The 19,415-nt window shown below is 69.3% G+C and carries 15 protein-coding genes and 1 pseudogene; 9 read left to right on the top strand and 7 right to left on the bottom strand.

The window, feature by feature from the left end:
* Positions 1-24 precede the first annotated feature (24 nt).
* From ACIBCA_RS24110 to ACIBCA_RS24085, 6 genes are all read left to right on the top strand, one after another.
* On the top strand, positions 25-2,358 hold the full coding sequence (locus ACIBCA_RS24110; protein WP_396285040.1) for a M4 family metallopeptidase: 2,334 nt from the start codon (positions 25-27) through the stop codon (positions 2,356-2,358).
* Positions 2,359-2,634: 276 nt separating this feature from the next.
* Positions 2,635-4,377 (top strand): carbohydrate-binding module family 20 domain-containing protein, encoded by a 1,743-nt coding sequence (locus ACIBCA_RS24105; protein WP_396285039.1) that lies wholly within the window; start codon positions 2,635-2,637, stop codon positions 4,375-4,377.
* A 386-nt stretch (positions 4,378-4,763) separates the two neighbouring features.
* Positions 4,764-5,828, top strand: coding sequence for an alpha/beta hydrolase (locus ACIBCA_RS24100; RefSeq protein ID WP_396285038.1), 1,065 nt, complete (start codon positions 4,764-4,766; stop codon positions 5,826-5,828).
* Positions 5,829-6,052: 224 nt separating this feature from the next.
* Complete coding sequence (locus ACIBCA_RS24095; RefSeq protein WP_396285037.1) at positions 6,053-6,910, top strand: hemerythrin domain-containing protein; 858 nt, start codon at positions 6,053-6,055, stop codon at positions 6,908-6,910.
* 181 nt (positions 6,911-7,091) lie between these two features.
* Positions 7,092-7,217 (top strand): hypothetical protein, encoded by a 126-nt coding sequence (locus ACIBCA_RS24090; RefSeq protein WP_396285036.1) that lies wholly within the window; start codon positions 7,092-7,094, stop codon positions 7,215-7,217.
* Positions 7,218-7,260: 43 nt separating this feature from the next.
* Positions 7,261-8,226 (top strand): DUF1152 domain-containing protein, encoded by a 966-nt coding sequence (locus ACIBCA_RS24085; protein WP_396285035.1) that lies wholly within the window; start codon positions 7,261-7,263, stop codon positions 8,224-8,226.
* Positions 8,227-8,237: 11 nt separating this feature from the next.
* On the opposite strand, the gene ACIBCA_RS24080 is transcribed toward ACIBCA_RS24085, so the two are convergent.
* The 3 genes from ACIBCA_RS24080 to ACIBCA_RS24070 form a co-directional block, all read right to left on the bottom strand.
* Positions 8,238-8,783, bottom strand: coding sequence for an FHA domain-containing protein (locus ACIBCA_RS24080; RefSeq protein ID WP_396285034.1), 546 nt, complete (start codon positions 8,781-8,783; stop codon positions 8,238-8,240).
* 185 nt (positions 8,784-8,968) lie between these two features.
* Positions 8,969-9,520, bottom strand: a complete 552-nt coding sequence (locus tag ACIBCA_RS24075) for a DUF1697 domain-containing protein (RefSeq protein ID WP_396285033.1) — start codon at positions 9,518-9,520, stop codon at positions 8,969-8,971.
* Between the two features lie 74 nt (positions 9,521-9,594).
* Entirely contained in the window at positions 9,595-9,951 is a 357-nt protein-coding gene (locus tag ACIBCA_RS24070; RefSeq protein WP_396285032.1) for an arsenate reductase family protein, read from the bottom strand.
* Positions 9,952-10,072: 121 nt separating this feature from the next.
* On the opposite strand from ACIBCA_RS24070, the gene ACIBCA_RS24065 reads away from it, so the two are divergent.
* A complete protein-coding gene (locus ACIBCA_RS24065) occupies positions 10,073-11,290 on the top strand; it encodes a cytochrome P450 (protein WP_396285031.1) in 1,218 nt (405 codons plus the stop codon).
* Between the two features lie 162 nt (positions 11,291-11,452).
* The gene (locus tag ACIBCA_RS24060; RefSeq protein WP_396285030.1) at positions 11,453-12,541 is read left to right on the top strand and encodes a PP2C family protein-serine/threonine phosphatase; all 1,089 of its coding nucleotides are present in this window, start codon (positions 11,453-11,455) and stop codon (positions 12,539-12,541) included.
* 341 nt (positions 12,542-12,882) lie between these two features.
* Here ACIBCA_RS24060 and ACIBCA_RS24055 read toward each other — a convergent pair whose 3' ends face one another.
* On the bottom strand, positions 12,883-14,952 hold the full coding sequence (locus ACIBCA_RS24055; RefSeq protein ID WP_396285029.1) for a Shedu anti-phage system protein SduA domain-containing protein: 2,070 nt from the start codon (positions 14,950-14,952) through the stop codon (positions 12,883-12,885).
* 80 nt (positions 14,953-15,032) lie between these two features.
* Between ACIBCA_RS24055 and ACIBCA_RS24050 the strand changes: the two are divergent.
* Positions 15,033-15,224, top strand: a pseudogene (locus ACIBCA_RS24050) (ATP-binding cassette domain-containing protein); the annotation flags it as partial.
* 561 nt (positions 15,225-15,785) lie between these two features.
* Here the strand turns inward: ACIBCA_RS24050 and ACIBCA_RS24045 are convergent.
* The 3 genes from ACIBCA_RS24045 to ACIBCA_RS24035 all read right to left on the bottom strand — a co-directional run bounded on the left by ACIBCA_RS24045 (position 15,786) and on the right by ACIBCA_RS24035 (position 19,309).
* Positions 15,786-17,726, bottom strand: coding sequence for a DNA/RNA helicase domain-containing protein (locus ACIBCA_RS24045; protein WP_396285028.1), 1,941 nt, complete (start codon positions 17,724-17,726; stop codon positions 15,786-15,788).
* A 343-nt stretch (positions 17,727-18,069) separates the two neighbouring features.
* Entirely contained in the window at positions 18,070-18,258 is a 189-nt protein-coding gene (locus ACIBCA_RS24040; protein ID WP_396285027.1) for a hypothetical protein, read from the bottom strand.
* A 322-nt stretch (positions 18,259-18,580) separates the two neighbouring features.
* Positions 18,581-19,309 (bottom strand): hypothetical protein, encoded by a 729-nt coding sequence (locus tag ACIBCA_RS24035; protein WP_396285026.1) that lies wholly within the window; start codon positions 19,307-19,309, stop codon positions 18,581-18,583.
* Positions 19,310-19,415 lie beyond the last annotated feature (106 nt).

The following is a 19,415-nucleotide window of genomic DNA, read 5'->3' as shown; positions in this document are numbered from 1 at the left end:
GCACCGGTCGGAAAAGGAGTCCGCATGTCACGTTACGCCCACGCCCGGAAGGCGGCGGTCGTCCTGGCCGCCACCACCGCGCTGCTGGTCACCGGCATACCGGTCATCGCGCAGGCCGCCACCCCGGACGCCCCGGCCGCCGTCGCCAACCAGCAGGTCAGCCGGGCCGCGCTGATCTCCTCCGCGACCCAGCAGTCCGCCGGGTTCGCCCAGGCGCTCGGGCTGAGCGGCCAGGAGAAGCTCGTCACCAAGGACGTCGTCCAGGACGCCAACGGTGCCCGCCACCTGCGCTACGAGCGCACGTACGCCGGACTGCCGGTCCTCGGCGGCGACCTGATCGTCCACCTGGACCCCTCCGGCGCCACCAAGAACGTGACCAAGGCCAGCGAGGCCAACCTCGCCGGCGTGGACACCACCCCCGCCCTGAGCGCGCCCAAGGCCCAGGAGGCCGCGCTGGCCGCCGAGCAGGGCGCCGTCCAGGCCGCCCCGCGCCTGGTCGTCTGGGCCGCCTCCGGCACCCCGACGCTCGCCTACGAGACCGTCGTCAGCGGCAAGGAGTCGGACGGCACCCCGAGCGCGCTGCACATCGTCACCGACGCCAAGACCGGTGCGGTGCTGAGCAAGACGGAAGGCATCAAGCGCGGCTCCGGCAACGGCGTCTTCGTCGGCAACGTCCCGCTGACCACCACCCAGAGCGGCTCGCAGTACCAGCTCAAGGACGGCACCCGCGGTGGGCAGTACACCACCGACATGAGCAACGGGACGACCGGCAACGGCACCCTGTTCGCCAAGTCCTCCGACACCTGGGGCAACGGCCAGGCCAGCAACCGCGAGTCGGCCGCCGTGGACGCCCAGTACGGCGCCGCCGCCACCTGGGACTTCTACAAGAACACCTTCGGCCGCAACGGCATCCGCAACGACGGCGTCGGCGCCATGAGCCGCGTCCACTACGACACCGGCTACGTCAACGCGTTCTGGGACGACGGCTGCTTCTGCATGACCTACGGCGACGGCTCGGGCGACACCCACCCGCTCACCGAACTCGACGTCTCCGGCCACGAGATGACCCACGGCGTCACCGCGGCCACCGCCAACCTGAACTACTCGGGCGAGTCCGGTGGCCTCAACGAGGCCACCTCGGACATCATGGGCACGATGGTCGAGTTCTACGCGAACCTGCCCGCCGACAACCCGGACTACCTCATCGGCGAGCTCATCAACATCAACGGCAACGGCACGCCGCTGCGCTACATGGACAAGCCCTCCAAGGACGGCGGCTCGGCCGACTCCTGGTACTCGGGCGTCGGCAACCTGGACGTCCACTACTCGTCCGGTGTCGCCAACCACTTCTTCTACCTGCTGGCCGAGGGCAGCGGCGCCAAGGTGATCAACGGCGTCAGCTACAACAGCCCGACGGCCAACAACATCACCGTCTCCGGCATCGGCCGGGACAAGGCGGCGCAGGTCTGGTACAAGGCGCTGACCGCGCACATGACCTCCACCACCGACTACGCCGCCGCCCGCACCGCGACCCTGGACGCGGCCACCGACCTGTACGGCGCCAACAGCGCCGAGTACAACGCGGTCGCCACCGCCTGGGCCGCCGTGAACGTCGGCTCGCTGCCCAACCCGGGCGGCGTCACCGTCACCAACCCGGGCAGCCAGTCCACCGTCGTCGGCACCGCCGTCAACCTGGCGATCAAGGCCAGCGGCGGCACCGCCCCGCTGTCCTACTCCGCCACGGGCCTGCCGGCCGGCCTGGCGATCAACGCCAGCACCGGCGCGATCACCGGCACCCCGACCACCACGGGCACCTCCAACGTGACCATCACGGTGAAGGACTCGGCCGCCAAGAGCGGGACGACCAGCTTCTCCTGGACGGTCACCCCGACCGGCGGCGGCAACTGCACCCCGGCGCAGCTGCTCGGCAACGCGGGCTTCGAGACGGGCACGGCCTCGCCGTGGACGGCCAGCTCCGGCGTCGTCGACAACAGCTCCTCCCAGGCGGCGCACAGCGGCTCCTGGAAGTCGTGGCTGAACGGCTACGGCACCACCCACACCGACACCCTGTCGCAGACGGTGACCATCCCGACCGGCTGCAAGGCGACGCTGAGCTTCTGGCTGCACATCGACACCGCCGAGACGGGTTCCACGGCGTACGACAAGCTGACGGTCTCCGTCAACGGCACCGCCCTCAAGACGTACTCCAACGTCGACGCGGCCGCGGGCTACCAGCAGCGCACCTTCGACCTCTCGTCCTACGCGGGCCAGACGGTCACCCTGAAGTTCAACGGCGTCGAGGACGGGTCGCTCCAGACCAGCTTCGTCATCGACGACACCGCGATCCAGACCAGCTGAGGCCGTATGACGGCTGACGCGCACCGGTGACGCACTGGGTGACGCACCGGTGAACCGGAAGGACAGGTGAGGGGCCCGGCGGCTACGGCCGCCGGGCCCTTGCCGTTGCCGTCCGTCGTGGGCGAACCGTCTCCCGCCTGCGGAAACGTTACTGTCCTACCTCTTGACCCCACTTCGTCCCCGGCCCTACGTTCTCTGCAAGTTTCCAGCAAGTTACAGAAACTTCCTGCAGTTCCCCGGCTGCCCCACCCCCCAGCCACCCCCCATGGAGACGACGTGGTCACCACCGCCCCCACGCGCCGGCCTGCCCGCAGGGCCGGCGCGCTCGCCGCTTCCGCGGCTCTCGCACTCTCGCTCGGCACCTCGCTCGGCGCCCCCACCCCCGCCCAGGCCGCCCCTCCGGCGAACAACGGCAAGGACGTCACCGCCACCCTCTTCGAGTGGCGCTTCGACTCCGTCGCCCAGGCGTGCACCTCCACCCTCGGCCCCAAGGGCTACGGCTTCGTCGAGGTCTCCCCGCCGCAGGAGCACATCCAGGGCCCGCAGTGGTGGACCTCCTACCAGCCCGTGAGCTACAAGATCGCCGGACGGCTCGGCGACCGTACGTCCTTCAAGAACATGGTCGACACCTGCCACGCGGCGGGGGTCAAGGTGATCGCCGACGCGGTGGTCAACCACATGTCGGCCGGCTCCGGCACGGGCACCGGCGGCACGGTCTACAGCAAGTACACCTACCCCGGCTACTACCAGGACCAGGACTTCCACTCCTGCCGGCAGGCGATCAGCAACTACCAGGACCGCACCAACGTGCAGACCTGCGAGCTGGTGAACCTCGCCGACCTGGACACCGGCAGCGCGTACGTCCAGACCACCATCGCGCACTACCTGGACGACCTCGCCGGCCTCGGCGTCGACGGCTACCGCATCGACGCCGCCAAGCACATAGCCGCCTCCGACCTCGCCGCGATCAAGGCCAGGACGGCCAACCCCAGCGCCTACTGGGTCCAGGAGGTCATCTACGGCGCCGGCGAGCCGATCCAGCCCTCCGAGTACACCGGCACCGGGGACGTGGACGAGTTCCGCGTCGGCACCGACCTCAAGCGGATCTTCACCACCGACAAGCTGGCGAACCTCAGCACCTGGGGCGCCTCCTGGGGCTACCTGCCGGGCAACCAGGCCCGCAGCTTCCTCGACAACTGGGACACCGAGCGCAACGGCTCCACCCTCAACTACACCTACGGCAACACCTACACGCTGGCCAACGTCTTCCTGCTGGCCTCCACCTACGGCTCGCCCAACATCTACTCGGGCTACAGCTTCACCAACAAGGACGACGGCCCGCCGCTCGGCGGCACCGTGAACGCCTGCTACCAGGACGGCTGGAACTGCACCCACGCCTGGCGGCAGGTCGCCAACATGGTCGGCTTCCGCAACGCCGTCGCGGGCACCGGGGTGACCAACTGGTGGTCCAACGGCAACAACGCGATCGCCTTCGGGCGCGGTGGCAAGGGCTACGTCGCGATCAACCACGAGACGGGCGCGATCACCCAGACCTTCCAGACCGGTCTGCCGGCCGGGACGTACTGTGACGTCCAGCACGGCGACCCGCAGGCGGGTGGCGGCTGCACCGGGCCGACGTACCAGGTCGGGGCCGACGGGCGGTTCACCGCGACGGTCGGTGCGGGCGACGCCGTCGCTCTGTACGTCCAGGCCGCCGCGGCGAGCGTCTCCGGCGCCTCGTTCAACGTCAACGCCACCACCTCGCTCGGCCAGAACGTCTACGTGGTCGGCGACGCCGCCGCGCTCGGCGGCTGGGACCCGGCCAAGGCGCTGCCGATGTCCTCCGCCGGGTACCCGGTCTGGTCGTTGACGCTCTCGCTGCCCGCCGGCACGTCCTTCCAGTACAAGTACGTGCGCAAGGACGCGAGCGGCGCGGTCACCTGGGAGTCGGGGGCCAACCGCACGGCGACCGTCCCCGCCACCGGGACGGTCACGCTCGGTGACACCTGGCGGCCGTGACCCGGCCCCGACCCGGCCCCGAACCGGCTCTGACCCGGCTCTGACCCGGCTCTGACCCGGCTCCGACCCGACCGTGACCCGCTGAGCCTCCGCTCGCGGCCGGCGCACCCCCGCCGTCCGGCCCCCGCCCGGCCCCGCCGGGTGGGGGGCATCGGTGAAGGGTTTTACCCGATCGCGAACAAACATTGGATTCACGGTGGCCACCTCGCAACCGGGCCACCCCGACCCACGTCATAAGATCGCAGGAAGGTTCGCCCCCAGGAGGGACGGCGCGCCGTCGCTCCGGGGCCGCACCAGCGCCGCGCCCCCGAGCCTGTCCGGCCCCACCGGGGGGCCACCACCCGGTCAGCCGGACCGGGTGTGACATCGGTCGGAGAGTCCTCACCGTGCTTAGCCAGTCGTCCCGTTCCCGTGCCGTCCTGACCGGCGCCGTCACGCTCGTCCTGGCCGCCGCGCTCGCGGCCTGCGGCGGTTCCGACGGCGGTAACAAGGGGGACAGCGCCAAGGCGGACGGCACCCCGGCGGCCACCACCCCGGCCGGCGACGCCGGCGCCACGACCGCCCCGGGCGCCCCGACCGGCACCACCACCGCGGCCCCGGCCGGCGGCGGGAAGGTGCTGATGCCGACCGGCCCCGCCGCGAACCTCGGCAAGGTCCGGGACACCGGCGCCGGCCCGATCTTCCTGACCAAGGTCACCGGGGCGAAGTCCGGCGTCACCGGCCAGGTCTGGGTCTGGCTGCCGCCCGAGTACAACGACCCCAAGTACGCCAAGAGCGGCTTCCCCGTGCTGACCCTCTTCGCCGGCGGCCAGAGCAACGGCTACAACACCTGGACCGACAACCAGCTGCCGATCCAGGAGGAGAACGAGAAGCTGGTCAAGGAGGGCAAGGCCCATCCGTTCATCATGATCATGCCGGTGCAGAACTTCACCAGCGACGAGAAGAACGCGCTGGACTGCTCCGACATCCCGGGCCACGAGAAGATGGCCACGTGGATGGCCCAGGACATCCCCGACTTCGTCCGCGCCAACTTCCGCACCGTGAAGGGCCGCGACGGCTGGGGCGTGATGGGCGCCTCCACCGGCGGCTTCTGCAGCGCGAAGCTCGCCCTGCAGTACCCGGACGTCTACAAGGCCGCGGTGCCGATCGACGGCTACTTCATCCCGGACTCCGGGTTCTGGAAGGGCCACGACGCAGAGAAGGCGGCCAACAACCCCGACATCCTGGTCACCCAGGGCAAGGCCGACGTGAAGATGTACGTCACCGCGGGCGGCGCCAACGGGTACGAGAAGAACATCGTCACGAACTGGGTGAAGAAGGCCGTCGCCCCGGTGAGCATCACCTACTACGAGCAGCCGGGCGGCAAGCACCTCACCTCGGACTTCAAGAAGATGATCCCGGACACGCTGGTCTGGCTGACCGCGAACCTGGCGGGGCCGGCCTCGGACTGATCCCCCCCCGCCGTTCCCTGGAGTCACCCTCGAAGACCCGTGGCACCCCGGTGCCGCGGGTCTTCGCGCATCCGGCGCCGAGGTCCTTGTCGGAGTACGCGAAAGGGCCCGTGACCTGCGCGTCAATCGGACATTGATTCCCTTCTGATCGACTTCGAGCACCTTGGATGGGGCCGCCTCACCCGGCCGACGACCATCCGCCCGCCAGTCGTGAAGAGAGTCCCATGCCGATCCACCTGCTGCCCCAGCCGTCCCCGTCCGTGCCCGAGCAGGCGCAGTCCGGGGCCGACGCCCGGGCCGTGACCGCGTACGGGCACGAGGCCGACGAGGAACCGGTCACCTTCCGGTTCGCCGGGCTGCGACTGGTGCACGCCGCGCTGCGCCGCGACCTCGCCCGTCTGCCCAACGCCCTGCGGCTGCTCCAGCCCGGCGAGGAGGACCAGGGCGAGGCCCTGCTGCGGCACTGGAACTTCATGACCGCGATGCTCACCTGCCACCACGAGCAGCAGGACACCCGGATCTGGCCGATCGTGCGCCGCTTCGCGCCGGAGCTGAGACTGCTGCTCAACTGGCTGGAGGACGACCACCACGGGCTGGATCACTCCTTCACCCGGGTCACCACCCTCGTGCGGATCGCCACCCGGGACACCGGCAGCGCCTGGCCCGTCGCGTACGCCATGGAGGACCTGGCCGCCCGCCTGGAGACCCACCTGCGCATCGAGGAGCGGCAGTTGCTGCCCCGGATGGAGAACGTCTTCAGCGAGGGCTCGCGCGTCGGGAGCCTCGGCGAGCTGCTGGACCTGCTCTCCACGGCGGAGGGGCCGGGCACCCCGGACGCGCTGGCCTGGCTGCTGGAGGGCGTGGACGAGGCGCGGGTCGAGCTGCTGCTGGCCGAGTGCGACGACGACGTGGCGCGCAACTGGTCGCACTGGCGGGCGACGTACCAGCGCTGCACCGCGCGGCTGTGGGGCTCCCCGGTGGCCTCCGACCTCCCGGAGGAGCCCGGCCGCCCCGGCCGTCCCGGCCTCCCGACCGACCTCCCGTCCGACCTGTTCGGCTTCCCGGGCCCGGCCACGGACTGACCGAGGGCCTTTTCGCGGGCCGCTCTTCTACGCGCGTGGCACAGGCCCCCGGCATATGCGCCGAGCCGGTGTCCGATCGTCAACTCCCTTGTCCCCCTAGGGGATCGGACCCACGCACCTCGGGGTCACGACCCCCGTACGGCTCCGGGCCGGGCCAGGGAATACGTACCGCCCCGGGCCGATGGCCCCCGGACGTACGCGTCCTACCGTCGACAAGGGCAAGGAGGCATTCGTCGGCGGCGTCAAGGTCACCCTGCGCAAGTCCGACAAGGAGGACCATTTCGCCGAACTGCACGTCAACCGCTGACCCCTGACACCGTACGAGACCCGGCGGTGCTACCGTCCGCCGGGTGACCTCGCTGCTGCAACCTCCGCTGCTCACCCGGCTGCTGGCCGCCGACCGCGTCCTGATCGCCGGGGCCGGCGGAGGTTTCGACGTGTACGCCGGCCTGCCGATCGCACTGGCGCTGCGCGCCGCCGGCAAGGAGGTCCACCTCGCCAACCTCTCCTTCACCCACCTCTACGGCCTGCCCGGCGAGGTCTGGCAGGAGCCCGACCTGGCCCGGATCGGGCCCGAAACCCCCGCCCCCGAGGGGTACTTCCCCGAGCGCACCCTCGCCCGCTGGCTGCACCTGCACGGCATGCCCGACACGGTGTGGGCCTTCCCGGCCACCGGCGTGCAGCCACTGCGCGAGGCGTACCGTCGGCTGCTCGACCACCTGGGCGGGGTGGACGCGCTGCTGCTGGTGGACGGCGGCACCGACATCCTGATGCGCGGCGACGAGATGGGCCTCGGCACCCCCGAGGAGGACATGGCCAGTCTCGCCGCCGTCGCCGGGCTGCCCGAGGTGCCCGAACGGCTGGTCGCCTGCCTGGGGTTCGGCATCGACGCCCACCACGGCGTCAACCACTCCCTGGTGCTCGAGAACCTCGCCGCCCTCGACCGCTCCGGCGGCTACCTGGGCGCCTTCTCCGTTCCGCGCGACAGCCGCGAGGGCGCGCTCTACCTGGACGCCGTCGAGCATGCCAGGGCCGCGTTCCCCGAACACCCCAGCATCGTCAACGGCTCGGTCGCGGCCGCGCTGCGCGGCGAGTTCGGCGACGTGCGCTTCACCGAGCGGACGAAGGGGGAGCAGCTCTTCATCAACCCCCTGATGACGCTCTACTTCGGCGTCACCGTCGAGGCGCTGGCCGCCCGGAACCTGTACCTGGACCGGCTGGAGCGCACGGTGCTGACACGCCAGATCGCCACCGTCATCGAGGAGTTCCGGGAGGAGCTGCCCGCGCAGCGCCCGCGCCGCCAGTTCCCCCACTGACCGCCCGGTGCTCAGCTCGCGGCGAGGCGGAACTCCAGGTCGCCGAAGCGCACCTGATCGCCCGGCCGTACGAGCACGGCCCCCGCGATCCGGCGGCCGTTGACGTACGTGCCGTTGGTGGAGCCCAGGTCGTACAGCACCCAGCCGGCGTTCTCCTGCCGCAGCTCGGCGTGGTGGCGGGAGACGGAGGGGTGGTGCAGCCGCAGCGCCGAGCCCGGGATGCGGCCGATCGTCAACTGCCCGGCGCCCGCCTGCGGCAGGGCCAGTCCGGGCAGCCGCTCGGTGCGCCAGGCCCGGTTCAGGCGGCCGCCGAAGGCGGAGACCCGGCCGACCGTCCGCAGGACGGCGCGCTCCACCGGGCCGCCGGTGGGCAGGCCGGCGAGGACGGCCTCCAGTTCGCCCCGGCTCTCGGCGCGCAGGGCGAGGTCCATCCGGCCGAGGAAGGTGTCGTGGGAGAGCCGCCCGCTGCCCGCGCCGTCCTTCAACGCGTCGATGGCCTGGTCCCGTTCGGCGTCGGACGGCCGCAGGCGGCCGGTGTGGGACTCAGGAGACGTCATGGCCCGATTGTCCGCTCGGCCTGATCGGGGTGTCCAGAGAGCGCGGTGTGCGGGGAGGGCGGGGAGCACGGTGTGCGGAGAGGGCGGGGAGCGCGGTGTGCGGGGAGCGGGTAGCGCCGCGGGCCGGCGCCGGGGGTGTACGTCACTGAGCGACAGACGCCGCGCCGGGCCGCCCGGTTCCTCGGTCACCCCTTGCGCGCGGCGGCGAGGATCTTCTCCGTGGTGTGCAGGAACCGCGAGGTGACGGCCCCCTTGTACGACTTGTCGAAGAGCTCCTTGGTGACCCACTTGCCGTCCTGGAGGTGCACGACGACGTACGCGGCCCCCGCGTCGGCGCCGACCACCTCGACGTCGCCCTTCGGCGAGCGGCGCGGCACGGGGAGGTCCGCGGGCAGCGGCTCGGAGAGGAAGGCGATCACCAGCCGCACGTCCGGCGTCACCTCCACGCCCCGGAACGGCTCGGCGGCCAGCAGGTCGGCCACCTCGTCGACCGTGCGCAGCAGCACCGGCACCGGGTAGCCGAGCCCGGCCTCCAGATGCGCCTCGATCCGGGCGGTCAGCGCGGCGCGGTCCGGCTCGTCGGTGGTGAAGAAGACGTTGCCGGTCTGGATGTACGAGCGGACGCCGCCGAGCCCCAGCTCGGTGAAGAGCGCCCGCAGCCGCTCCATCCTCACCGTCCGGCCGCCGACGTTGATGGCCCGCAGGAACGCGATGTACGTGGTGCTCGTGGTCGTCACCCGGTCAGTGTGGCACCGGGCACCGACGGCCGCCCGACCGCCGGTGCCCCGCACTGCGAATTGTCAGACACGCCCTACGGCAGGACGGACTTCAGGACCTCGGGGGTCCGGGCGATCACGGCGTGGCCGTCGTCCGCGGTGATGATCGGCCGCTGGATCAGCGCCGGGTGCTCCGCCATCGCGGCGATCCAGCGGGCCCGGTCGGCGGGCTCCCTGGTCCACTGCTTCATCTCCATCTCCTTGGCGGCCGGCTCGTCGAGGCGGGTGATGTCCCAGGGCTCCAGGCCCAGGCGCTCCAGCACCTCCTCCAGCTCGTCGGCGCTCGGCGGGTCCTCCAGGTAGCGCCGGACGGTGTACTTCATCCCGGCCGCGTCCAGCTCCTTGAGCGCCGTACGGCACTTTCCGCACCGGGGGTTGATCCAGATCTCCATGCCGTCAACCCTACCGACCCGCCGCCCCCCGGGCCCGTAACCGCCGTCTCGTCCGGGAACTCCCCGGTGGCCTCCGGGTGTTCACGAACCGGTGACGTGAGAACTCGGAGGGGAGCACGGGATGGACGGCGCGGCGATCGTCGAACGGATGATGACCACGGAGGGGAGGACCGACCCGTACCCGCTGTACGCGCGGGCGCGCGGGCTGGGCCCGGTGGTGCCGGCGGGGGAGGGGGCGTACCTGGTGACGGGCTACGCGGCCGTCAACAAGGTGCTGCGCACCCCCGCCTTCGGCATGGTCACCGGCGACATGATGGTCGGGTTCGACGCCCAGTACGCGCAGCACGAGTCGCTCGTCCTGTTCGGCCGCTCGATCCTCCAGCGCAACGCCCCCGACCAGCCCCGGGTCCGCTCGCTGATCGCCTCGGTCTTCACCGCCCGCCGCGTCGCCGAGCTGCGCCCGGCCGTGGAGGCGGCGGTCGGGCGGCTGCTGGACGAGATGGCCGAGCAGGGCGCCGACGGCTCGCCCGTGGACTTCATGGACGCCTTCGCCTTCCGGCTGCCGGTCGGCGTGGTCTGCGAGCTGCTCGGCGTCCCCGAGCGGGACCGCTACCGCTTCCGGGGCCTGGCCTCCGACCTCACCGTCGCCCTGGAGATGTTCCAGTCGCTGGACGACCTGGGTGAGGCCGACAAGGCGGCCGTCGAGCTGTCCCGCTACTTCCTGGAGCTCACCGGCGAGCGCGCCGCCGACCCCCGGGACGACCTGGTGACCGACCTCGCCCGGATCGCCGCCGCGGACGACGACCGGCTGTCCGTCGAGGAACTGCTCGCCAACCTGGTGCTGCTGCTGGTCGCCGGCTTCGAGACCACCACCAACCTGCTCGGCAACGGCCTCGCCCTCCTCTTCCGCCACCCCGAGGTCGCGGACGGGCTGCGCAGCGGCGCCCTCACCCCGGCCGGCTTCACCGACGAGGTGCTGCGCTTCGACTCCCCGGTGCAGGCCACCGCCCGGATCGCCCTCGCCGAAGACCTCGCCGTCGAGGGCCTGCCCGTCCCGCTCGGCTCCATGCTGACCCTGCTGATCGGCTCGGCCAACCACGACCCGGCCCGCTACGAGCGCCCGGAGGTCTTCGACCCGGCCCGCACCGACAGCCAGCCGCTCAGCTTCGGCGGCGGGACGCACTACTGCCTGGGCTCGCAGCTGGCCCGGATGGAGGCCGAGATCGCGGTGCCGGCCCTGCTCGACCGCTTCCCCCGGCTCGCCCCCGGCGGCGTGGCCCTGCGGCGGGACCGGCTGATCCTGCGCGGCTACGAGACGCTGCCGGTGACCGTCCGCTGACCGCCCGTCCCTCCCTGCCCCCCGTTTTGCCCCCTCCCTGTTCCCTCCCTGTTCCCCCGGGCGCTCGGCCGTTCGTGGCAGCGCCGAACCTGGGGGAGCATGGAGGGACGAACCGGTCAATCCGCCTGCATCGGCCGGACCGGTCGGCCAGGAGGTCCCACCGTGCCCGCAGCGTCCCGCCCGCCGTACCCCGCGGTCGAGCAGCCCCCGACGCCCCGCTGGGTGCTCTGGCTGCCGGTGCTGCTGCTGGTGCTCGACCTGGCCGCCGAGGCCCTCGTCCCCGACGCCGTCGCCGCGGGCTTCCTGCTCACCGCCCTGCCCGTGGTCGCCGCGTTCAGCTACGGCCCGGTGCTCACCGCCGCCACCACCGGCGGCGCCCTGGCCCTGCAGATCCTGCTCGCCCTGCGCGCCGGCCACGTCGACGAGCAGCACCACGTCTGGGTCTACATCGCCACCCTGCTCTCCGGCGTGATGGGCACCGCCCTGGCCTGGCAACGCACCCGCCAGAACCGCACCCTGCTCCAGGCCCGTACCGTCGCCGAAACCCTCCAGCGCACCGTCCTGCGCCCCGTCCCCGACCGCGCCGGGGGCCTGCGGGTCGCCGGCCTCTACCGCCCCGCCCAGGCCGAGGTGCTCGTCGGCGGGGACCTGTACGAGGTCTGCGACACCCGCTACGGCGTGCGCGTCCTGCTCGGCGACGTCCGCGGCAAGGGCCTCGGCGCCGTCCGTACGGTCGCCGACGTGCTCGGCGCCTTCCGCGCGGCCGCGCACGACACCCCGGACCTGGTCGACCTCGCCGACCAGCTGGACCGCGCCGTCCTGCGCGACGCCGCCGACCGCGGCGACGACGAACTGTTCGCCACCGCCGTCCTGCTCCAGTACCGGCCCGGTTCCGACTGCGTGGAGATCGTCAACCGCGGCCACACCACCCCGCTGCTCCTCGCCGACGGCACCATCTCCCCGGTCTCCTGCGCCGACGAACTCCCCCTCGGCCTCGCCCACCTCGGCCCCGCCGACGCCCGCCAACCCACCGCCGTCGCCCTCCCCCCAGGCCACACCCTCCTCCTCTACACCGACGGCGTCAGCGAAGCCCGCGACGCCGCCGGCACCTTCTACCCCCTCACCACCCGCCTCGCCGCCCTCGGCCCCGCCACCCCCGACCGCGTCGTCTCCTTCCTCGCCCAGGACGTCCACACCTTCGCCGGCCTCCTCGCCGACGACCTCGCCGTCCTCGCCCTCACCCCCGAGTAGGCCCGTCCTCCGGTGCACAAGCCCCCGGGCGCGTGGCGTCCGCAAGGAAGGGTGGCGGTCACCACGACGGCGCCACGCCGACCAACCGGTCGACGTGGCGCCGTCGTGGTGACCGCCACCGATCAGAGGTCGTAGCTCTGATCGAACATGCCTCTGACCTGCGGAAATATGACTCTAGAGGAAGATCATTTCACAACCAGTGCACACGCGGCGGCCTCAACGGATGAGGGACACCGGAAAGTGTCGGGTGGTGATGAGAGGTCGCGCCGCTTGCTCGTTGTGCGGCCTACGGAGAGCTACCGAAGTGCGAGGCCTCCCTGGCCGCGAGGGGCGACAGAGTCCTACTGGTCCGCCACGATGAAGCATGCTCGGTCGTAGAGTTCGTCGAACGTAATGACCTCGATGCCTTGGACGGAGGATCGGTAGAGTTCGAAGGAGCTGAGCTTTTCTGGGTTGACCTCGCCCTTGTGTTTGAATTCGGCCAGGCTGCCGATCACGAGGACCTGGCGGGGTTTGGTGGTCGAGAGTTCGGTACCGGTCGGGGTGCCGTCAGCCTGGTAGAGCCGGGTCAGTTCCTTGGAGATCAGCCGTTGGGCTTTGTGGACGGTCTTCTGCACTTGCGCGACTCCGCCTCCGAGTTCCGTCGAGACCTGGTAGACGTCCGGGGTGCGGTAGAGGGTCTTGGCGAGCAGCGGCGTCTCATGGGTCTTGATCTCGCAGAACAGCATGCTGCTGATGAAGCCTTTGGAGCGCATGATCGCGTCGATCCGCTTGCCGGCTCCGGTGAAGATGTTGGCCCCGGTGGTGATGCGTTCCAGCTTGCCGTCATCAAGGGCCTCGCAGGCGACGAGGTTGAGACCGTAGCCGAAGATCCAGGAATTTCCTTCGAAGTAGTCCTGCCAGAGCGCTTCGCTGGACTTGGCGGTTCGGTCCTTCTCCTCCTGAAAATATTCAGGGTCGTTCAGCAGTCGGTCGAAGCGCTGGAGCTGGATCTTGCGGTTGCTGATGAGGCGGATGTCTTCTTCGGTGAGCGAACCACCGATGGCGGTCTTGAGCGCTTGCAGGAGCATAGTCCGGTCCTGGCCGGTCAGAACTTCGGCGAGCTGATCGGCATCGTTGACAGTCAGACCGGCACGACTGCCCGGGGTGTAGAGCCCGCTGCACTCCTGGAGGAAGTTGATGACCTTCCAGAAGTTCTCGTGGGCGTCGCTGGTGTCGACGACCGCCTTGATGAGCTGTGTGCTCTCGGTGCCGGGAATGACCTCCATGGCCGCTGCCTTCTCGGCTTTGCTCTTGTCCTTCTTCCACAGCTTGATTCGGGGGGAGTAGATATCGCCCTTCCTGATGATGGTGACGTTGCACAGCGTCGCTACTTGGGGTCGGTCGTCGAGCACGAAGTCGGTGACCGGCCTGTTCGCCCGAGTGTCGTAGAGGTAGCGGAAGCCGCCGTCCGCAGCGGAGCGGATCTCAAGGTCGGAGAAGTCCCGGCGCACAACGTTGAAGTCGGTGGAAGCGAAGTTGATGCGGGCGCCGCGGATCACGGGGGAAGCCGGTGTGACCGCGCGGCCTCTCCAGTCGTGTGGGATGTAGGGCATCGGCCCCATATCGCCTTCGATCACGAGCGACTGCACGTCTTCGCGTCCGAGCCGTGCGAGTACTGCTCCCAATTGGTGCCAGGTCGCCTCGGCCACCGCTGGCGTGAACGCGGGGAGGAGTGGGCGGTCGACGGTGAGGACGGCTTCGTACGTGCTGGCAGTCCAGTTGTCGCCCGGCATGGGGTGGTAGAAGCTGCCGTCGCGGCGCAACGTGAGCATGGCCTTGCGCAGGAGGTCGCGGGCGGTCTCCTGCCCGTCGCAGTCGAGGAGGCTGTATACCTGGCCGAGAACGAGGTCGAGCTTGCCCGCGTCATCGTCGTTCAAGGGCAACGACACCAGCGGGCCGGCGGCCTGTACCCGGACCGGTGAGTAGATCGGCCGGCCTGACAGGAACTGGTAAGCGCGAAGTGCCCAGCCATCGGGTTCCAAGAGGCGGTTCAGTTGATCGACGTGCCGAGAGGCTTGGTCGACGTCGGAAAGCACTTCCGGGTGCAGGGTCTCCACGAGGAAGGCGAGCAGTACCTCGTCCGGCCCGGAGCGGAGCCCGAGGCGCGCATCCATGAAGATCCAGTCATCGTCCCAGTCCTCGTTGTTGAACCGGTGCTGGACGATGTCGCCGCGCGCAGTGGCGAATCGGCTGTCGGTCGACGGCAACTCGTCGAGCTTGTACAGCCGCTCCAGGAACGCTGTCTCGTCGTCGAGTCGCCCCCACCACGGGGCGCCAGTCCCGCGCAGATAGTCAAAGATGTCGCGCCGCGTCACTGTGGTGATCTTTGCCGTCGCGGGTGTAGCCGGAGAGGCAATGGGCAAGGTCATGCGCTCAGAATGGACTTACATGCGCCAACTCGTCTGCCGATTAACGACTTTTGAGGCAACAGTCGGTCGACGAAGAGGTGCAGGTGTTCAACCTGCTGGCCACCCTGACGGCGCTGGAGAACATCACGCTGCCGATGGACAGCGCCGACCGCAAGCCCGACCAGGCATGGGTGGAGAGGGTGGTTGCCACCGTCGGCCTGACCGACCGCCTCAAGCACCGACCGACCGAGCTGTCCGGCGGCCAGCAGCAACGCATCTCGGGAGCCCTCGCTCGCGGCAGGCTCGGGGACGTCTGAATGCCCTGGCGACTCCCAGCCGAACCCTCTTGGCCAGAACAGTGTTGGACCGTGATCCTCAGCTAGGACGACATCGCGCCAGTGCTTCAAGGCATCCGCGGGCCCGATCATGCGGAAGGCACACATGATCTCGTAGAGTCGCCGCATGAGCACACTTGGCGGTGACTTGGAGGAGCTGATCGATGCCTGGGTGGAGGAGCAGCTCGCTTTGTCGCCCCCATGGTCTGCGGAGCGCTTGGAGACCATCTGGGCCCTGCTGGGGATCCGGCCTCCGGACCAGAAGGGCTCGACGGGCGCAACGTCACGCCGCCGCCCGCAGCCTACCGAGAACCAAGCCGATTCGCGGCCGCGACGTTCCAGGGCTTCGCCGAGTCTGAGCGTCGGAGGCTCGTGTCACCCGGGCGGCTACGCGGCCTGTCACTGGTGCCAGTGAACTCGTCAACCGAGTAGTGGGTCCGGCGGGACGTTGCTGGCACTATCCGGCCCTGGCCAAGGACCCATGGCGAACCATCGGCCCGGCACACAGAGGGCGGCGGATCAGAGTTTTCGCACGCCGAGGTCGGCGAAGAGCTTTCTGACGCCAGGGTCGACCGAGTAGAGCACCAGGCCACGGATGGAACGGGTCATCAGCACGCCGTAGGCCCTGCACAGCGCCCGGGTGAGTTCGGTGTCGTCCTCGATGCGCGATGCCTTGCTCTTCACGTGTTCGCGGTGGGCGACCCAGGCACCGTCCTCCCACGTGAGGTCGGGGCCCATGATCACGCCGCCCCATTCGTACTCGAGCCCCTGGGCCGTGTGCACGCACCCGATCTGCCCGAAGCCTCCGGGGTCGGTTGCCCAGAACTTCCGCTTGGGTATTCCCTGGGTGCTGTGGTTGTCGCCGGCGTTCCAGGGGCGTGCCCAGTCGGGTTCGGGGCTGACGTCGGGGTAGGTGCCGGTGTCGTCGGTCCAGCCCCAGCACATTCCGGCGCTCATCCGGGCACTCACGCCCGCCGGGTCCCTGTCCTGGAGGAATGACTCCATCTCGGCGGCACTTTCGGCGTAATAGAGCTCGAAAGGTTCGGGATCGTTGGCGCCGTCCGGGCGCCACGCTATGGGGTCCCCGGCCATGAACCGGCTGACCCAGGTGTCGTAGGTCGAGCTGCCGACAGTTCGGAGTACCCGGTCCAGGTTGATCGGCACGATCTCCACACCGAGGCTCCAGAGTTCGCTCTTGAGCCTCTCCGGAGACCAGACCTCCTCCGCGAAGAGGCGTTGATCTCCGTCTATGAAGAAGACCGGCACGCGAGCACGGGTGACGACGACCTCCACCGAGCTCTGTCCCGTCGACCGCATGCTGAAGGAGCCGGTTATGGGTCGCTCGCTGAGGCGGTGAGCTTCGTCGCAGACGATGAGGTCCAGTTCGTCGGGCCCGAACTTGTCGGCGACCTGCACCAGCGGTCTGAAGACCTTCTGGTACCCCTTGGCGGCCCGCTTGAAGGTGTCGCGGGAGGCGATGCCGCCGGAAACGAAGGCGGCGGAGCGCCCGGCTTGCAGCGCCTCTCCCAGCGCGGTGAGCGCGACGAGCGACTTGCCGCTGCCCGCCCGTCCCTCGACGACGAACGCCTTCTTCACCCCCGGCGACCCGACGGCCGCGGTGGCGTCGGCGATCTCCCGGACCGCCTGCAGTTGGTGCTCGATGAGACTGAACCGGGTGTGACCGTTGATGATCGCCCCGGTCTCGTCGGTCAGGAGGTTGCTCGAGCGTCGACGTCCGAGCAACTCCTGCGCGGCCTCCGCGCCAGAGTCGGAGCTGAAGTTCGCGGTCAGGAACTTCTCCAGGTCCCCGGGCTGCCGTGCGGTGAACGTGGGGATCCCGGGGCGAGGGGATACCTGGCTGATCCACTGGTGCTCTGGATCCATCAGGTTGTGCAGGTAGGCCGCGCCCACGAGGTTGACGTAGCGGTCGTCGAACATGCTGTGGTGCCTGCGCAGGTCGTCCACGTTGTTGCCGACCTGGACCGCAGGATGCTTGAGGTGCCTCTGGTACTCAGGGAACGGAGCGTAGACCAGATCCCTGGCGCAGCGCCGGCAGAGCGTGGTGTTCCCCTCCGCCCTGCAGGAGGCGCAAAGCCCGGTCGTCTTCGACACGGTCGGACGCTCGACGCTGCCCCACTGCTTTAGCTCGATGACGGCGTAGCTTAGCCGTCCCGATGGATGCTGTCCTGCGAGGACGACGTCGATGTGGTTCATCTGGCCGTCGGCGAGGTACTCGATGAACATCCGCACCTGGCCGCGTCCGAGGTTGTCCAGCGTGGTCGCCAGCTCGTAGACGCTCTCACGCCAGGACCTGACATCCGAGGGGCTCGGCTTTTTGTCCTTCGGGTGTGCGGCGGAGTAGCACTCGCTGATTTTCCGGACCAACTGGTGGCGGTCCCGCACCAGCCGTTGCACGGGCCAGAACGCCTCTAGCGGCTTCCAGCCGCCCCCGACCGCCATCCCGTCTGCCCCCCCGGTAGCGAGTGAAAGCTCGTGCGAGCCGAGCCACCTGGAACCTAGCAGAATCGATTCTGCATGCAGCCTGTGCGCCACCTACTGGCGGCGTCACCGCCGTGGAGGATGTCGAACGGGCCCGGCGCGACCAGGCGGCTGGGTAAAGCCTCACTTCAGCGCAGTGAACACGGGGTCGGCATCCTCCTGCTCAGAGGCGTGCCGGCGCCGCCCCGGTTGGAGAAGGTGTCGCGGGTCGTGATCAACTACCGCGGTCCCTCGCCTGTGAGGGATCAGCGAGACCGGGGCGGGTGCCGCTCGCAATGGTGGCCGAGGTGTGTCGCCCGCAGGGTCAGTCCGGTGCGACTGACAGGGAAGCGAGGACTGCGACTGTGAACAGCCGGCGCCAGCCGGTCTCGTGATCGTCGGTAAGCGGCGCGGCCGCGTCGGACGGACGCAGTTCCTGACGGATGCCTCTGATCCGCGGCTCGCCATCACAAATAGCGTCCAGCAACTGGAGCATGCTCAGCTTGAGCGGCATGTCCGGATCGGGCATATGGTCTCGCCGAGCCCGGACGGCCCGAGGAGGGCGCAGGTCCCGATGGTCTGTCCGCTCGGTGCGCACTCGCGGGCGCCGCAGAGAAGAGCAAGGCGGCTGATGTCTCCCGCTGGCCTGTTCGAGTGCCTGACCGTCGTACGACACGAGCAGGTCTACATCGTCCAGGTCACGTACTTCTAGGCTCCCTGGAGAAATCACCGCTGTGGTTGCAGCCGCAATACGCTGTCGGGAGGGGCTCGACGCTCTGGACAGTGACCGCCAGGGCAGCAATGGATGCGGCGAGTATGCACGGACAGGCGCGGCTCTAGCTGACGAGTCGGCGAAACCGCTCATTGAGCAAACGAAACTCGCCGGGCTTCGGCCTGTCGCGAATCAACGCGCCGTCAGGGTCGCGTCGAGGTCCGAGAGATTTCTTAACTTCCTCGACCAGCAGGACCAAGTCGTCGTCGTCGAGGACCAGGACGAACTCACGGCGGTTCAATGCCACGTCGCGGCAGCGCAGCAAGAAGCGCTCCTTGTCTGCGAATGAGCGGCAAGCGATTATCCCGACCTTTCCTCGCAGTGGGGTGAACCGCCCGCATAGCTGGTCTAGTTCGGGATTTCCCAGATCAGATCCGTAGTTCTTGCACTCAACGAATACATATGAACACTGGTGCCCCTGTCGGGTGAGCCAGTCAAAGAATCCGTGCCGGTCTCGGTTCGTGTAAGTTATGTCAACCCGCTTCCTGCCTTCGTCGAGAGGATGCTCTATTACGGGCTGGGTCAGTGCCGGATAGAACAAGGCAGTGAAAAGCGATTCAATGGCCTTGTGGTAGCGCGAAGCATTTTGTGGCCCGGAGGGCACTTCAAGTACTGCGTCAAGCAGGGCGTCGAAATCTACGGGGCCAGTTCCAGTTGCCGTGCTCAGCTGGGCGTGGGTGAGCGGTTTGAGGGGCATGGCCTGCTTTTTGTCTTTGTATGCCCGGAAGAGCTCGACCCTGTCTTCTGAGAGCTCCACCATTCTCGCCTTGTCGCCGCCGTACTCTGCTTCCACATCCGCCTGCTCTAGGGGTCGTCTTCAAAGCTGATCAAGTGATGAGGGATCATGTCCGCCATGGTGCGTCGTCATGAGCTTTCGGATGCCGAGTGGGCTGTGCTGT

Origin of the sequence: Kitasatospora sp. NPDC051170 (genome assembly GCF_044455705.1) — a bacterium.
Lineage (GTDB): Bacteria > Actinomycetota > Actinomycetes > Streptomycetales > Streptomycetaceae > Kitasatospora.
The sequence above is the reverse complement of the archived record's forward strand: the minus strand, read 5'-3'. Positions and strand labels throughout refer to the sequence as shown.

Coding starts and splice junctions, on each gene's coding strand:
- ACIBCA_RS24110 (WP_396285040.1), top strand. CDS start 25: ATGTCACGTTACGCCCACGCCCGGAAGGCGGCGGTCGTCCTGGCCGCC.
- ACIBCA_RS24095 (WP_396285037.1), top strand. CDS start 6,053: ATGCCGATCCACCTGCTGCCCCAGCCGTCCCCGTCCGTGCCCGAGCAG.
- ACIBCA_RS24090 (WP_396285036.1), top strand. CDS start 7,092: ATGGCCCCCGGACGTACGCGTCCTACCGTCGACAAGGGCAAGGAGGCA.
- ACIBCA_RS24080 (WP_396285034.1), bottom strand. CDS start 8,783: ATGACGTCTCCTGAGTCCCACACCGGCCGCCTGCGGCCGTCCGACGCC.
- ACIBCA_RS24070 (WP_396285032.1), bottom strand. CDS start 9,951: ATGGAGATCTGGATCAACCCCCGGTGCGGAAAGTGCCGTACGGCGCTC.
- ACIBCA_RS24065 (WP_396285031.1), top strand. CDS start 10,073: ATGGACGGCGCGGCGATCGTCGAACGGATGATGACCACGGAGGGGAGG.
- ACIBCA_RS24055 (WP_396285029.1), bottom strand. CDS start 14,952: ATGACCTTGCCCATTGCCTCTCCGGCTACACCCGCGACGGCAAAGATC.
- ACIBCA_RS24045 (WP_396285028.1), bottom strand. CDS start 17,726: ATGGCGGTCGGGGGCGGCTGGAAGCCGCTAGAGGCGTTCTGGCCCGTG.
- ACIBCA_RS24040 (WP_396285027.1), bottom strand. CDS start 18,258: ATGCCGCTCAAGCTGAGCATGCTCCAGTTGCTGGACGCTATTTGTGAT.